General features: G+C 62.7%; 14 protein-coding genes. 3 read left to right on the top strand and 11 right to left on the bottom strand.

Annotation, left to right across the window (positions count from 1 at the left end; all coding sequences use genetic code 11):
• Positions 1 to 17 precede the first annotated feature (17 nt).
• Complete coding sequence (yegS, locus tag AC3WP7_RS04945) at positions 18 to 938, top strand: lipid kinase YegS (RefSeq protein ID WP_071489802.1); 921 nt, start codon at positions 18 to 20, stop codon at positions 936 to 938.
• Here yegS and AC3WP7_RS04940 read toward each other — a convergent pair.
• The 3 genes from AC3WP7_RS04940 to AC3WP7_RS04930 all read right to left on the bottom strand — a co-directional run bounded on the left by AC3WP7_RS04940 (position 897) and on the right by AC3WP7_RS04930 (position 3,264).
• On the bottom strand, positions 897 to 1,556 hold the full coding sequence (locus AC3WP7_RS04940; RefSeq protein WP_071489801.1) for a response regulator transcription factor: 660 nt from the start codon (positions 1,554 to 1,556) through the stop codon (positions 897 to 899). The two genes, yegS and AC3WP7_RS04940, sit on opposite strands and share 42 nt — an antisense overlap.
• A complete protein-coding gene (locus AC3WP7_RS04935; protein WP_092243079.1) occupies positions 1,553 to 2,446 on the bottom strand; it encodes a sensor histidine kinase in 894 nt (297 codons plus the stop codon). Before AC3WP7_RS04935 ends, AC3WP7_RS04940 begins: the two co-directional genes overlap by 4 nt.
• Before the next feature lie 368 nt (positions 2,447 to 2,814).
• Positions 2,815 to 3,264, bottom strand: coding sequence for a hypothetical protein (locus tag AC3WP7_RS04930; RefSeq protein WP_170856054.1), 450 nt, complete (start codon positions 3,262 to 3,264; stop codon positions 2,815 to 2,817).
• A gap of 541 nt (positions 3,265 to 3,805) precedes the next feature.
• On the opposite strand from AC3WP7_RS04930, the gene AC3WP7_RS04925 reads away from it, so the two are divergent.
• Together AC3WP7_RS04925 and AC3WP7_RS04920 are read left to right on the top strand one after the other, a co-directional pair.
• Positions 3,806 to 4,741, top strand: coding sequence for a chemotaxis protein CheV (locus AC3WP7_RS04925; RefSeq protein WP_092243082.1), 936 nt, complete (start codon positions 3,806 to 3,808; stop codon positions 4,739 to 4,741).
• Positions 4,742 to 4,780: 39 nt separating this feature from the next.
• Entirely contained in the window at positions 4,781 to 5,587 is an 807-nt protein-coding gene (locus tag AC3WP7_RS04920; RefSeq protein ID WP_092243085.1) for an MOSC domain-containing protein, read from the top strand.
• Between the two features lie 64 nt (positions 5,588 to 5,651).
• Here AC3WP7_RS04920 and ppnP read toward each other — a convergent pair whose 3' ends face one another.
• From ppnP to AC3WP7_RS04880, 8 genes are all read right to left on the bottom strand, one after another.
• Positions 5,652 to 5,936 carry a pyrimidine/purine nucleoside phosphorylase gene (gene ppnP / locus AC3WP7_RS04915; RefSeq protein ID WP_058424671.1) on the bottom strand — a complete coding sequence of 95 codons (285 nt, stop codon included), beginning with the start codon at positions 5,934 to 5,936 and terminating at the stop codon, positions 5,652 to 5,654.
• 63 nt (positions 5,937 to 5,999) lie between these two features.
• Entirely contained in the window at positions 6,000 to 6,542 is a 543-nt protein-coding gene (locus AC3WP7_RS04910) for a 3'-5' exonuclease (RefSeq protein ID WP_071492722.1), read from the bottom strand.
• Between the two features lie 73 nt (positions 6,543 to 6,615).
• A complete protein-coding gene (locus AC3WP7_RS04905; RefSeq protein WP_102592234.1) occupies positions 6,616 to 8,499 on the bottom strand; it encodes an acetyl-CoA carboxylase biotin carboxylase subunit in 1,884 nt (627 codons plus the stop codon).
• A 94-nt stretch (positions 8,500 to 8,593) separates the two neighbouring features.
• Positions 8,594 to 9,355, bottom strand: coding sequence for an enoyl-CoA hydratase/isomerase family protein (locus tag AC3WP7_RS04900; protein ID WP_092243091.1), 762 nt, complete (start codon positions 9,353 to 9,355; stop codon positions 8,594 to 8,596).
• The gene (gene atuD, locus AC3WP7_RS04895) at positions 9,352 to 10,509 is read right to left on the bottom strand and encodes a citronellyl-CoA dehydrogenase (protein WP_092243094.1); all 1,158 of its coding nucleotides are present in this window, start codon (positions 10,507 to 10,509) and stop codon (positions 9,352 to 9,354) included. The genes AC3WP7_RS04900 and atuD overlap by 4 nt, the downstream gene beginning before the upstream one ends.
• A gap of 17 nt (positions 10,510 to 10,526) precedes the next feature.
• Entirely contained in the window at positions 10,527 to 12,143 is a 1,617-nt protein-coding gene (gene atuC / locus AC3WP7_RS04890; RefSeq protein ID WP_092243097.1) for a geranyl-CoA carboxylase subunit beta, read from the bottom strand.
• Positions 12,144 to 12,146: 3 nt separating this feature from the next.
• Positions 12,147 to 13,019, bottom strand: a complete 873-nt coding sequence (locus AC3WP7_RS04885; RefSeq protein WP_102592233.1) for an SDR family oxidoreductase — start codon at positions 13,017 to 13,019, stop codon at positions 12,147 to 12,149.
• 13 nt (positions 13,020 to 13,032) lie between these two features.
• On the bottom strand, positions 13,033 to 14,811 hold the full coding sequence (locus AC3WP7_RS04880) for an acyclic terpene utilization AtuA family protein (protein ID WP_093122360.1): 1,779 nt from the start codon (positions 14,809 to 14,811) through the stop codon (positions 13,033 to 13,035).
• Positions 14,812 to 14,901: the final 90 nt, after the last annotated feature.

Genomic DNA, 14,901 nt, shown 5'->3' with positions numbered 1-14,901 from the left:
CCAGGAGTAAGCCCGCTATGACCAGCCCCAAGGCACTGTTGATCCTCCACGGCAAGCAAGCCCTCAACGAGGACGTGCGCGCTGCCGTGAAGGCCCGGCGCGAGCAGGGTGGGGAGTTGGCAGTACGGGTCACCTGGGAAGGCGGCGACGCCCAGCGCCTGGTCAACGAAGCCCTGGCTGACGGCTACACCCACATCATCGCCGGTGGCGGCGATGGCACCCTGCGCGATGTAGCCGAAGCCATGGCCCAGGCCAAGACCGACGCCAGTCTGGTGCTGATGCCCCTGGGCACCGCCAACGATTTCGCCAAGGCTGCCGGCGTGCCGTTGGAGCCTGACCAGGCCCTGGCGCTGCTGGACGTGCCACCCAGGGCCATCGACCTGGGCCAGGTCGGTGGGCAGATCTTCCTCAATATGGCCACCGGCGGTTTCGGCAGCCAGGTCACCGCCAACACCTCCGAAGATTTGAAAAAAGTCCTGGGCGGCGCCGCCTACCTGTTCACCGGTTTGACGCGGTTCAGCGAGTTGAAGGCTGCCTACGCCGAGCTGGATGGCCCTGATTTTCATTGGAAAGGCGAGTTGCTCGCGCTGGGCATTGGCAACGGTCGCCAGGCAGGCGGTGGGCATGAGCTATGCCCAGGCGCCATGGCCGACGATGGCCTGCTGGACGTCAGCATCCTGCCGGCGCCCCAGGAAGTGGTTGGCACCTTGCGAGAGTTGATGAATAACGGATGGGGCCTGGACACCATGTTCGTCCGGGCGCGCCTGCCGTGGGTGAACATCAAGGTTGCACAGGGCCTGTATATCAACCTGGATGGCGAGCCGCTGCAGGGCGATGACCTGCACTTCCAGGCCTTGCCCAAGGCCTTGCGCGTGCACTTGCCGGTGGGGTCGCCGCTAGTCGTCCAGGCTGATGATCTGCTCGCGCACCGCGAATAGCACCAGGCCGGCCACGTCGAAAATCTGCAGGCGCTTCATGATTTGCGAGCGGTGGGCTTCCACGGTCTTGATGCTCAGGCCCAGGCCGTGGGCGATTTCCCGGGTGGACTTGCCGCGCACGATCAGGCGCAGGATCTCCAACTGCCGCGCCGTGAGGTTGTGGCTGTGGCCGGCGGGAGTAGTGGGCCCCTGGCTGCGCACCAGCGCCTGGTTGATCACGGTGTGGGCGATCGCCGGGCTCAGGTAGCGCTCGTTGTTGCGCAAGGCCAGCAGCGCGTGTTCCAACTCGTTGGCGGTGGTGTCCTTGAGCAGGTAGCCATGGGCGCCGGACTCCAGCGCGCACATGATCAGTTCCGGGTCGGTGTGCATCGACAGGATCAGCACTTTGCTCTTGGGGTAGGCGCGCTTGAGCTGCTGCAAGGCGTCCAGGCCGCCGGTGTGCTTCATCGACAGGTCCAGCAGCACGATATCCGGCAACAGGGCGCTGAACTGCTCCAGCAACTGCTCGCCATCGCTGGCTTCGCCGATCACCGTGTAGCCGGGAATGTCCTGGACCAGCGCGCGTACGCCGGCCCGGATCAGTGCATGGTCATCCACCAGGAGTAATTTGCAGCTCACTCGAGAACCTTAGGGGAACTGGCCCGTTCGAGGGCGCGGGGCGCCCAGGGGAAAAGCGCTTCGATCCGTGTCCCTTTGCCTGGCTGGCTGCTGACGGACAACGTACCGCCAAGCTGATCTATCCGCTCGGACATGCCGGCCATGCCCCGTTGGCCTTCCAGGCCGGGATTGACGGCCGGTGAAAAACCCTGGCCGTCATCGCGGATAGTCAGCGACAGGCCTTCGGGCAAACGTTGCAGGCGTACCAGCAGGTTGTGCGCCTGGGCGTGGCGCAGCATGTTGGTCACCGCTTCCTGGGTGATGCGGAAGGCCGCCACCGCCATTTCTTCCGGGATTCCGGTCAGCCGTTGCTGGCATTCCAGGCTCCAGTGAATCGGCGTGTTTTCCAGGGTCTTGAGCAGGTGCGCGCGCAGGCTGGCTTCCAGCCCCAGGCTGGCCAGCTGACGAGGGTTGAGGATGGCGGAAACGTCACGCACCTTGGCCAGGGTTTCATTCAGGGTGTTGCACAGCACCGTGCATTGGCTTTGCAGGTCGTCGGGCAGGCGACGCTTGAGCCATTCGCTTTGCAGCTTGGCCGCGGTGAGCAGTTGGCCGATATCGTCGTGCAGTTCACGGCTGAGACGATGGCGTTCGTTTTCCTGTACCTGCAACAGGCGATCGGCCAGTTCCTGGGGCTGGAACTTGATGGACTTGCGTGAACGCCATTGTTGCAGGCCGACCACTACGAGAGTGGCCAGGTTAAGCACAATCACCAGCAACGGCAGCGGTTCTGAACTGGCATAGGTCCACAGGCTCAGCAGCAGCGAGCCAAGGCACAGGGCGAGGATCAAGCGGCGTGCATTGCTGCGGGACGCGGACCTTGCGATGAGTGTCTTGAGGCTGGCGTACATAGCGGATGGAGCCAATGAGGGTGCGCTGCGGGGAGCCCGGTCACTGGGACTGACGGGGCTCTGTTTGGGATGCGTTATCGAATCGTTTTTATGCATGATGAAGTTGAGTCACTTCGAGCGGGGCATAGTACCACCACTATTACCGTTGGTCGCCTGGTGCCGTGCCTTACCGGATTATTGACCGCGCAAATACTCCGGGCGGTATTCCCAGAGTTCATGAAGTGAGGAGTTATATTATTTCTGCTTGGTTGTATCGTTATTACCGTCAATGGCTAATTGATATCTTTGTGTGCGCGGTTCAGTTCCAGCCAATTAATAGCCGTGTCGTTTTTGGATAACTTCAGGTTCGAATACGACTTGGTATCCATTCAAGAGGCGTGGTGTACACGCTGCTGCGGTTTATAAGTGAAATCCTTCTGCGGAATCTGAAGCGTGACGGTTGCAATCAATGTCGCCTGCTCACTCTCGTCCATACTCAGTTCGCCGGTGCGCACATCGATCAGTTCCAGTTGCCAAGCGAGTAGCGTCAAGCACGCGTGCAGTGCATCCAACGCCTGGTCATGCAGTTGCATCGGGCTTGCCGCATTGGCGATCACGTACTGGATATGCCGGGAGAATTCGCTGATCACCTGCAGGGCCAGGCTGTCGGCCTTTTCGGCGAGTTTGGCCAGGCTGGCCTTCATGCAGTCGATGGCATCGCTGTCGTCACGAATCAGATGCAGATGGTTTAGGCACTCCTCCGACTTGGCCAGCAGCGTTTCTGCTTCAAGCAGGAACTCGGGAAGTGTGGTCTGCCATTCATTTGCGCTGTTCATCATACAAGTCTCCACAACATGAGGTCGGGTGATGAGATGTCGCACCGGGTGAATGGCTTAAAAATAGCGCCGAAATATGACTGGGACCTGTAGGTGGCTTCTGAGTTTTTAGTAGGACGTTTATTAGAGTGACGGCAACGGCTGTGCGCTGCCCTCATGAGCGGGGTCAATTGCGTACCTTCGATTGCCGACATCTGTATGTCTGGAAGGCCCGTGGGCCGAGGGCTTGGGATGGCAAACAAAAGCCTGACTCCATTCATGCATTGAGAATGGCGTCACATTAATGGCTATTAGATATTGCGAATATCAGGTTGGGCCTGATTGCGTGTAGGGGAATCCCTTACATAGCGGAACCTTGCGTCGAATTGAATGTCGCGCAACGTCGCTTTATTGCCATACGGAGAGGCCAGCGCAGTAAAGCATGATGTCAGTGTGACATCAATGAATTTACGTGGCATTTTACAGGGGTCAAGGTCTGGCACTCGCCGCCGATAACCCACGTTATGTGAACCGCACAAATTCCTTAGCGCATCAGGAGCTTTTAATGGCCGGCATTCTCGACACGGTAGATCAACGCACGCAACTGGTGGGTGAGAATCGCCTGGAGATCCTCATGTTTCGCCTGGCGGGGCGCCAACTGTTCGCGATCAACGTGTTCAAGGTGCAGGAAGTGCTGCAACTGCCCAAGTTGACCCTGATGCCCCAGCGCCACCCGTTTGTATGCGGCGTGGTCAACCTGCGTGGCCAGACCCTGCCGGTGATCGACCTGTCCCAGGCCATCGGCATGCGCCCGCTGGTGCCGGGCCCCAACAGCACCATCATCGTCACTGAGTACAACCGCTCGGTGCAGGCCTTTCTGGTGGGCGGTGTGGACCGCATCGTCAATATGAACTGGGAAGCCATCCTGCCGCCACCGACCAGTGCCGGGCGCCAGCATTACCTCACCGCCATCAGCAAGGTCGACGACCAGTTGGTGGAAATCATCGATGTGGAAAAAGTCCTGGCCGAGATCGTGCCGTACAACGCCAAGGTTTCCCGCGAGAAACTCGAAGACCCGGTGCTGGAGCGTGCCCGTGGCCGCGAAGTGCTGCTGGTGGATGACTCCAACGTAGCCCTGTCTCAACTGCGCGACACCCTCGGCCAGCTGGGCGTGAAGATGCACATCGCCAGTGACGGCCTCAAGGCCTTGAACATGCTCAAGGCCTGGGCCGACGCCGGCCATGTGATGACCGACAAGTTGCTGATGATCTTTACCGACGCCGAAATGCCCGAGATGGACGGTTATCGTCTCACCACCGAGATCCGCAATGACCCGCGTCTGCGCAGTCTTTACGTGGTATTGCACACCTCGCTGTCGGGCAGCTTCAACGAGTCGATGGTGAAGAAGGTCGGCTGCGACAATTTCCTGTCCAAGTTCCAGCCCGACAAGCTGGTGGACGTGGTCCGTCAGCGTCTGATGCTGGACGAAGTGCCTGCTTGACCTTAGGGTTATGGCTTTGCCCCTCAGGAATGCAGGCCCATGCTTCGTCTCAGCGCGTTGTACCGTTACCCTTTGAAGTCCGGCAAGGCCGAGATATTGCAGCAGGTCGGCCTGGATAAGCTTGGGGTGGACGGGGATCGACGCTGGATGCTGGTGGATGAAGCCAGTGGGCGCTTCCTCACGCAACGCGCCGTGGCCAGGATGAGCCAATTGTCGGCATTGTGGAACAGCAAAGGCGGGCTCACCTTGAGTTCGCCCGGTTACCCGCCGCTGGATGTCGCACTGCCGGGCGGTAATGCCGAGTTGCGCGGTGTGACCATCTGGCGCGACACCCTGCGGGTGCCGGACGCGGGCGACGCGGCAGCGGCCTGGGTCAGTGACTTTATCGGCAAGCCGACGCGGCTGGTGCAGATCCCCCTCGAACGCGCCCGCACCACCGAAGCCGGTTATGGCAGGGACGATGACCAGGTCGCATTTGCCGATGGCTACCCGCTGCTGGTGATCGGCCAGGCTTCGCTGGACGACCTTTCGCAACGCATCGGCCGGCCTATGGAGATGCTGCGGTTTCGCCCCAATCTGGTGATCGAAGGCAGTGCCGCCTTCGCCGAGGATGGCTGGAAGCGCCTGCGCATCGGCGATGTGGAGTTCCGCGCGGTCAAGCCCTGCTCGCGCTGCATCCTCACCACTATCGACCCGCAGACCGGCGAGCGCAGTGCCGACCGTGAACCCTTCGCGACGCTGGAGACCTATCGCAAGACTGAAAATGGCGCGATTTTCGGCCAGAACCTGGTCAACGATGGCATTGGCCGCCTGGAAGTCGGGATGCCGGTGACCATTCTCGAATAGTATTCGACGCGAATGAAAATGCCCGTCTCTCAGGAAACGGGCATTTTTTGTTTCCGGGAAACCCTTAGCCGCGGTATTCGCACAGGTAAGCGGTGTCCACGGCGACCTTGAGTTGGAACTTGCTGTTGGCCGGCACGTTGAACTGGCTGCCGGCGGCGAAGGTTTCCCAGTCGCTGGCGTCAGGCAGCTTGACGGTCAGGGCGCCGGACACCACGTGCATGATTTCACGCTGGGCGGTGCCGAATTCGTATTCGCCCGGGGCCATGACGCCGATGGTCGCCGGACCTTCTGCGGTGCCGAAGGCGATCGACTTGACGGTGCCGTCGAAGTACTCGTTGACTTTGAACATGGGCGATTCCTCGGAAAAGGGTCTGGAAAGGTCGGCCAGTATGCCCAAGGGCAGGGAAGCTGCCTAGACCGGCAGAATCAGTGGCAGCAGGCGCGCGGTATTGCGTGCATCTTCCAGCGCCCGATGCTGCTGGCCATGGAACTGCATCCCCGCCAATTGCAGGGCACCGTTGAGCCCCAGGGGCTTGTCCAGGCGCCGGGCCTTGGCGAAGCGCTGCTTGAGGTTCACATGGGGCGTGGTGGCGAGTGCGCTGGCCAGGCCATGGCGCTGCCATTCCAGCTCCAGCTGCCTGCGATCGTAATCGCCCCAACTGGCCCAGCCTTCCAGGCGCGCCTGGTGTTGGCCCAGCCAGCGCTCGAACAGCGGCCACACCTCGGTGATCGGCACCGCGCCGTCGATGTTCGCCTGGGTGATGTGGGTCAACTGACGGCAAAAAGGCGTCAGCAAGGGACGGCGCAGCGGCCGCACAAAACGCTGGAAGTGATCCAGCTCGCGGCCCTGGCGGTTGACCAGGCTTGCGCCGATCTCGATGACTTCCATCTCCGTCACGGGCCAGCCGCCTTCATCCGTTGTGGCTTCAAGGTCAATAATCAGCCAATGGGGCATCGCGCAGGTTCCCGTACTCTTCCCTTTCTGTTGGGGATAGAGCGTAGCCCGGCCCTGTAGTTCCGCCTAGGGGCTAGACGATCTCGAGTAACACCTGACGATTGTGCACCTGGTCACCGGCGCTCACCTGCACGCCTTTGATCACACCGTCGATGCCGGCGGTCAGCGGATGCTCCATTTTCATGGCTTCGAGCACCAGCAGCAGTTGGCCCTTGGTGACGCTGTCACCGGTGCTGACCCGCATATCGACGATGGCACCGTCCATCGGCGCCTTCACCGTGCCGCTGCTGGCATCGGCCTGGCGGCTGGCCACTTGCTGCGTGCGGTTGGTCACGCACAGGCCGGGCATCCATAGTTGGTCGCCGTCGAGGTGATAGGCCATGCGCCGGCGGATGCCGTTGAGCACCAGGGTGGCGTGGCGGCCGTCGGCGCTGAGCAGCAGGGGGGCGGTGCTGACGGTGTGGATTTCGCCATTGACCTCAAGCCGATAGGTGCAAGGGCTACTCGCGGTGTTGCGCCAGCCCGACAAACCGTGGGGATGTTGCTCGGCACCGTGGGTGTAGAACAGCGCAGCGGCCAGGGCTAGCTGTTCGCTCGATACAGGCTGGCGTGGGATCTCGCTGAAGTGCTCGGCGATAAACCCTGTGCTGAAATCGCCGTTGATAAACGCCGGATGCTTGAGCAAATCAGCCAACAGTTGCTGATTGGTGGCGACGCTCAGCAACAGCGTGTCTTCCACCGCCCGCAACAGTTTGCGCCGCGCCTCTTCGCGGGTGGCGCCGTGGGCGATGAGCTTGCCCAGCATTGGGTCGTAGAACGGGCTGATACGTTGACCTTGTATCACGCCATGGTCGATGCGCACGCCGGTCGCCGGTTCCCAGCGCAGCACCTCGCCGGTTTGCGGCAGGAAACCCTGGGCCGGGTCTTCGGCGTACAGGCGCACTTCCATGGCATGGCCGCTCAGGGTCACGTCCGCCTGGGTCAGCGGCAGCGCTTGCCCGGCGGCGATCTGCAGCTGCCAATCCACCAGGTCGAGGCCGGTGATCAGCTCGGTGACCGGGTGTTCCACCTGCAGGCGGGTGTTCATTTCCAGGAAGTAGAACCGGCCATTGCGGTCGAGCAGGAACTCCACGGTACCGGCGCCCACGTAATTCACCGCACGCCCGGCCTTCAATGCGGCTTCGCCCATGGCCTGGCGCAACTCGGGCGTCATGATGGGGCAGGGGGCTTCCTCGATGACTTTCTGGTGGCGGCGCTGGACCGAGCAGTCGCGTTCGCCGAGGTAGATCAAGTGGCCGTGGCTGTCGCCGAACAACTGGATCTCGACGTGGCGCGGCTCGATCAGCGCTTGCTCAAGAATCAGTTCATCGCTGCCAAAGGCATTTTTGGCTTCCGAGCGGGCGGTGTGCAGGTTGTCCAGCAGGGCTTCGGGTTGGTGCACCAGGCGCATGCCGCGACCGCCGCCGCCGGCGCTGGCCTTGATCATCAATGGGTAGCCGATGCGTTCAGCTTCCTGTTGCAGCGTGTTGTCGTCCTGGGCACTGCCCTGATAGCCGGCAATGCACGGCACGCCGGCGTCGAGCATGGCGAGTTTGGACAGGCGTTTGCTGCCCATCAGTTCGATGGCCTCGACGCTGGGCCCGATGAAGGTCAGGCCGGCGTGTTGGCAGGCGCGGGCGAAGTCGGGGTTTTCCGAGAGGAAGCCGTAGCCGGGGTGAATCGCATCGGTGCCGGTGAGTCTGGCGGCGGCGAGGATCGCCTCGATATTGAGGTACGACTGTTGTACCGGGGCGGGGCCGATATTGACGGCTTCGTCGGCCATCTGCACATGCAGGGCCTGGGCGTCGGCATCGCTGTAGACGGCGACGGTGCGGTAGCCCAGGGCTTGGGCGGTGCGCTGGATGCGGCAGGCGATTTCGCCGCGGTTGGCGATCAGGATTTTGTTGAAGGCGGGCATGGGTTTATCCCTTGGCTGATGGGGTGTTTGATCGGGCCTCATCGGGGGGCAAGCCCCCTCCCACAGTGTGGGAGAGGGCTTGCCCCCGATGGCGTCATTTGCACCACCGAGGCTTTCTTTTCTGCACAAACGCCTGCGTTCCTTCAATCCCTTCCTCACTGCGCACCGCTTCGGCAAACCACTGCGCGCCCCGATCCAGCACCGCCTCCAGCGGCTCATCCACACTGGCCAGCAACAGCGCTTTAGTCCGTCCATTCGCCATCGGCGCGCACGTGAGCACCTGCCCCAGCACCTCATCCAACCGCTGCGCCAACGCCTGCGGGTCGCGCTCGGTAAAGTGCACCACCCCCAGCCGCTCAGCCTCAAGCCCGTCAAACCGTGCCGCTGTCAGCGCCAGCCGCCGCGCCTGGGTCAGCCCGATGCGCTTGACCACGAACGGCGCAATCTGCGCGGGCAGCAAGCCCAGGCTGGTCTCCGGCAAGCCGAATTGCGCCCGGTGATCGGCGATGGCGATATCGCTCACGCACGCCAACCCAAATCCACCGCCCAGCACCGCGCCTTGCAGCACCACGATCACCACTTGCGACAGCGCTTGCACTTCCTGCAGCAAGGTGCCAAACGCGCGGTTCAGCGCCTGCAGTTGATGGCCTGCGGTGACCAGGTCCTTCACATCCGCCCCGGCGCAGAAATGTCCGCCCGCGCCGCTGATCACTACCGCGCGCGTCTGGATGTCCAACTGCGATAGCACCGTGCGCAATTCATTGACCATCTCCAGGCTCATCGCATTGCGGCAGTCGGGCCGGTTGAGGGTGATGTGCAGCACACCGTTGTGGGGTTCGAGCAACAAGGTGTTCATGGTTTTTTCCCCGGTAAGGTGCCCATCAACTTGCAGATGATGCCCAGCATGATTTCGTCGGCGCCGCCGCCGATCGACACCAGCCGCACATCGCGATAGGCGCGGGCCACGGGGTTGTCCCACATAAAGCCCATGCCGCCCCAGTATTGCAGGCAACTGTCGCTGACTTCGCGGCCCAGGCGCCCGGCCTTGAGCTTGGCCATGGACGCCAGGCGGGTCACGTCCTGGCCTTTGATGTATTGCTCGGTGGCCTGGTAGACCAGCGCGCGCAGGCATTCGATTTCGGTGGAGAGCTCAGCGAGACGAAAGTGGATGACCTGGTTGTCGATCAGCGCCTTGCCGAAGGTCTGGCGCTGCTTGCAGTACTCGATGGTGCTGTCGATGCAATGCTCCAGGCCCTTGATCATATTGGCCGCGCCAAACAGGCGTTCTTCCTGGAACTGCAGCATCTGCATCATGAACCCCGCACCTTCGTGGCCGATGCGGTTGCGTTGCGGCACGCGCACGCCGTCGAAGAACACCTGGGCGGTCTCGGAGCTGTGCATGCCGAGCTTTTCCAGGGGCGGGCTGACGCTGATGCCGGGAGTATTCATCGGCACCATGATCAGCGACTTGTTGATGTGCGGCTTGTCGTCGGAGGTGTTGGCCAGCAGGCAGATGAAGTCGGCGCTGGGTGAGTTGGTGATCCACATCTTGCTGCCGTTGATCACATAGTCGTCGCCGTCCTTGCGCGCATGGGTCTTCAACCCGGCCACATCGGAGCCGGCGCCGGTTTCCGAGACCCCGATGCAGCCGACCTGCTCGCCGCTGATGGCCGGGCGCAGGAATTCGTCGCGCAGTTCATCGCTGCCGAAGCGGGCAAGAGCGGGGGTGCACATATCGGTCTGCACGCCGATAGACATGGGGATACCGCCGCAACGGATGGTGCCGAACTCCTCGGCGGCGACAATGGAATAGCTATAGTCCAGGCCCATGCCGCCGAATTTCTCCGGCTTGGAAATGCCCAGCAGGCCGAGGTCGCCGGCCTTGCGGAAAATGTCGTGGATGGGAAAGCGCCCGGCCTTTTCCCATTCGTCCACATGGGGGTTGATCTCGCGGTCGACGAAGGCGCGGACGGTGCGGCGCAGTTCCTGGTGTTCCTGGGTGAAGATCATTTTTATTGTTCTCCTGATTAGAAACGCGCCACACCAAAGGTGTTGGGCTGCAATGGCCGCACCTCAGCCTCATGACAGATATCCAGCAGAAAACCGAGCAAGGTCCGTGTATCCCGAGGGTCAATCAGCCCGTCATCCCACAGGTTCGCGCTGCCGTAGAGCGCGGTGGACTGGCTGTCGAGCTTCTGTGCGGTGACCTGTTCCAGCATGTCCAGCACCTTGGGATCCGGCACCAGGCCATCCTTCAATTGCTTGGCCTCAGTGACAATCCGCAGGACTTTGCCCGCCTGGGCACCGCCCATCACTGCCGTGCGGCTGTTGGGCCAGGCGAAGATAAAGCGCGGGTCCAGGCCACGGCCGCACATCGCGTAGTTGCCCGCGCCGTAGGAGCCGCCGACCACAATGGTCAGTTTAGGCACCCGCGCGTTGGCCACGGCCTGGATCATCTTCGCGCCGTGCTTGATCACGCCTTGTTGTTCCGACTCGGTGCCCACCATGAAACCGGTGGTGTTGTGCAGGAACAGCAGCGGTGTGCGGCTCTGGTCGCACAGTTGGATAAATTGCGCGGCCTTGCTCGCGCCCTTCGGTGTAATAGGACCGTTGTTGCCGATCACGCCCACGGCGCGGCCCTGGATGTGCACGTGGCCGCAGACGGTGTGGGCGTCGAATTCGCCCTTGAAGTCGAGAAAGCGCGAGCCGTCGGCCAGTCGCGCGAGGATTTCACGGACGTCGTAGGGCTTTTTCGGGTCGTCCGGGATCAGGCCCAGCAGCTCTTCGATGGGGTACAGCGGTTCTGCGTAGGCACGTTTCGGCGCCTGTGGAAGGCGATCATTCCACGGCAACAGGCTGACGATTTCGCGCGCGATGCGCACGCCGTCCGCATCGTTTTCCGCCAGGTATTCGGCGGTGCCGGCGGTTTGTGCGTGCATCTGGGCGCCGCCCAGTTCTTCATCGGTCGCCACTTCGCCGGTCGCGGCTTTAAGCAGCGGCGGGCCGGCGAGGAACAGTTTGGCCCGACCGCGCACCACCACCACGTAATCCGACAGCCCCGGCTGATAGGCGCCGCCGGCCGTGGCCGAGCCATGCACCACGGTGATCTGCGGCAGGCCCATGGCCGACATGCGCGCCTGGTTGGCGAAGCTGCGCGCACCTTCGACGAATATCTCGGCGGCATAGTTGAGGTTGGCGCCGCCGCTTTCGGCGAGGGTCACCACCGGCAGTTTGTTCTCCAGGGCGATCTGTTGCAGGCGCAGGGATTTCTTCAGGCCGGTGGGGGAAATGGTGCCGCCCTTGATCGCGCTGTTATTGGCCACCACCAGCACGCGCACGCCGCTGACGTAGCCGATGCCGGCGATCAACCCGCCTCCGGCGGCGCTGCCGTCCTTGTCGTCGTGCAGCTTGTAGCCGGCCAGGCTGGCCAGTTCCAGGAACGGCGCGCCGGGGTCCAGCAGTAGGTTGAGGCGCTCGCGGGGCAGCAGTTGGCCGCGCTTGTCGAACTTGGGCTTGGCGTCCTGTGCCTTGCTCAACAGGGTGTCTTCCAACTGCCGCAGCTGGGCGATGGCGGCCAACATGGCCTCGCGGTTTTGCGCGAATGGGGCGCTGTGGGCGTCGATCAGGGATTCAATCACCGGCATGGTCTATTGCCCCGCCTTGAGCACATCGGGCAGGTAGGCGCGGTGGAAGCCATTGAAGGGTTCGCTCGGCGCCTGCGCCTTGTGCAACGGCCAGGCACGACTGCCCAGGCTGGCGGCACCGTCGATACGCAGTGTGCTGCCGCTGATAAAGGCAGCGGCCGGGCTGAGCAGGAACAAGATGGCCGCGCTGACTTCCGATTCGGTGCCGATACGCTTGAGCGGCACATGTTCGCGCAGCGTGGGAATCACCGCCTTGAACGCGCCTTCGTAGGTGTCCATGCCGCTGGAGGCGATCCAGCCCGGCGCCACGGCGTTGACCCGTACGCCGGCATAGCCCCACTCGAAGGCGGCAGTCTTGGTGAAGTTGTCCATGCCCGAACGTGCTGCACCCGAGTGACCCATGCCGGGCATGCCGCCCCACATGTCGGCGAGCATGTTGACGATGGCGCCGCCGTGCTTGCTCATGGATTGGTTGAACACTTCCCGCGCCATCAGGAAACCGCCGACCAAGTTGGTGCGCAGTACGGTTTCGAAACCTTTCTGGTTGATTGCGGCCAGTGGTGAGGGGTACTGGCCGCCTGCATTGTTGACCAGGCCATGGATAGCGCCGTGGTCATTCAGGACCTGGCCGACCAGTGCCTTCACCGCCTCTTCATCGCGAATATCGCAGGCCTGCCAATGGGCGAGGCCACCGTCTTCAGCGATTTCCGCCGCGACGTTCTGCAGCTTGTCCGGCTTACGTCCCACCAGGATCACCTGGGCACCCAGCGCCGCCAATTCATGGGCGGTGCAGCGGCCAATGCCACTGCCGCCGCCGGTGACCATCACGGTTTGCCCCTGGAACAGGTCGGCTTTGAAGATCGAGTCGAAGGCCACGGCAATGCTCCTGTTAGGCGAGTTGATCGGCAATGTGTTGCGGCACGGCAATCGGGATCTCCAGCAGTTGCTGGGCGAAGGCTTTGCCCTGCGGGTCGATGCGCAGGCTGGCGATGCCACCGCCGCTCAGGGCGTTTTCCAGCAGGAAGTTGAGGCTGTGGCTGCCGGGCAGATACCAGCGCTCGACACGGCCGTGCACGGGGTCGAGCAGATGGCCCATCCAGTCGACGATCACCTGCGGGGTGAGTGCTTCGGCAATCCATGGCAGGTAATCGGGGTGGCGGGCGATCACGCCAATATTGCTGTGGTTGCCCTTGTCTCCGGAGCGCGCCACGGCCAGTTTCACCAACGGCACGCTGGCGTCGGCGCGGCCTTGTGGCTTGGGCGGATCGATGGACGCATCGGGCAGGCGCGGGGCGTCGGCAGGTGGCAGTGCGCAGGGGTGGCGTGCGCCCTGGAAGTCGATCACCCCGTCACAGGCCGTTTTATCGATCAGGAACGAAAACAGTCGGATCAACGGGTACACCGTCGGCCGTCCGCCGACGATGCCGGTCAGGCCCGGTGCCATGCCGGTCGCGGCCTGGGCAATCTCGCGGGCGAACAGCACCAGTGCTTGTTTGTTGGGGTGGCGCACCGCCAGTTTCACCACCACTTCGCGACAGTCCTGGCGCCTGGCGTGGGCGCCGTAGGTGGCTTCGCTGCCGAGCAGTTCGATATTCACTTCGGTGTAAGGCGCCCAGCCGCGCTGGCTGAACAGCTCCGAGGTCTTGTTGATGATCGCCTGGCTGACCCGCTCGGCCTTGGCGACCGCATCGATGCCGGCGATCAGGCAACTGGCGGTGCAGCGAAAACCGTCCGGGTAAGTGGCGCTGACCTTGTATTGATCGGTGGGCGGCAAGCCCTTGGCGCCGTGCAGGCGTACCTGGTGTTTGCCTTGCTGCTGCAATTTGACCTGGCTGAAGTCGCAGATCACATCGGGCAACAGGTAGGCATGCGGGTCGCCGATTTCATACAGCAGTTGCTCGGCGACGCTGAGTTCGCTGATCAGCCCGCCCGTGCCGTCGACCTTGTTGACAGTGAATTGGCCGTCGGCGCTGACGTCGACGATGGGAAAGCCGATGTGCTCGTAGTCCGGCACGTCGCGCCAATCGGTGAAGTTACCGCCGGTGCACTGCGCGCCGCATTCGATGATATGCCCGGCCAGTGCGGCCTGGGCGAGGCGGTCGTAATCCTGCCAGGACCAGTCGAATTCATGCACCAGCGCCGCGCTGACTACTGCGCTGTCCACCACGCGGCCGGTGATGACGATATCCGCGCCCAGCTTCAGCGCCTGGGTGATGCCCGGCGCGCCCAGGTAGGCGTTGGCGGACACGCACAGCGGCGGCAACGGCGCACCGTTGAACATGTCGGTGATGCCGTGCAGGTGTTTGAGCTGGGGTTGCAGGTCGTCGCCCAGCAGCACGGCGATTTTAAGGGGGATACCGGCCTTGTCGCAGGCGGCTTGCAGGGCGGCGGCGCAGGCCTGGGGGTTGATGCCACCGGCGTTGCTGATCACGCGAATGCCCTGGTGCTGGATATCCGCCAGCAGCGGCGTGAGCACGTCGACGAAATCCGTGGCGTAGCCGGCCTGGGGATCTTTCATCCGCGCACCGGCCAGGATCGACATCGTGACTTCCGCCAGGTAGTCGAACACCAGGTAATCCAGCTTGCCGCCTTGCACCAGTTGGGCGGCGGCGGTGCAGGTGTCGCCCCAGAAGGCGCTGGCACAGCCGATACGAACCGTCTTGCTCATGAGAAATCCTTCCTCGAATGGCTGGGGTCGAGACTACCAAGCAAGCGCTTGGTTTGTAAACTGCGGATACAAGATTCAGCCAAGCGCTTG

Source organism: Pseudomonas sp. FW305-3-2-15-C-LB1 (assembly GCF_058787615.1).
Note: the sequence above shows the minus strand (reverse complement) of the source record. Positions and strands in the feature narration are given on the sequence as shown.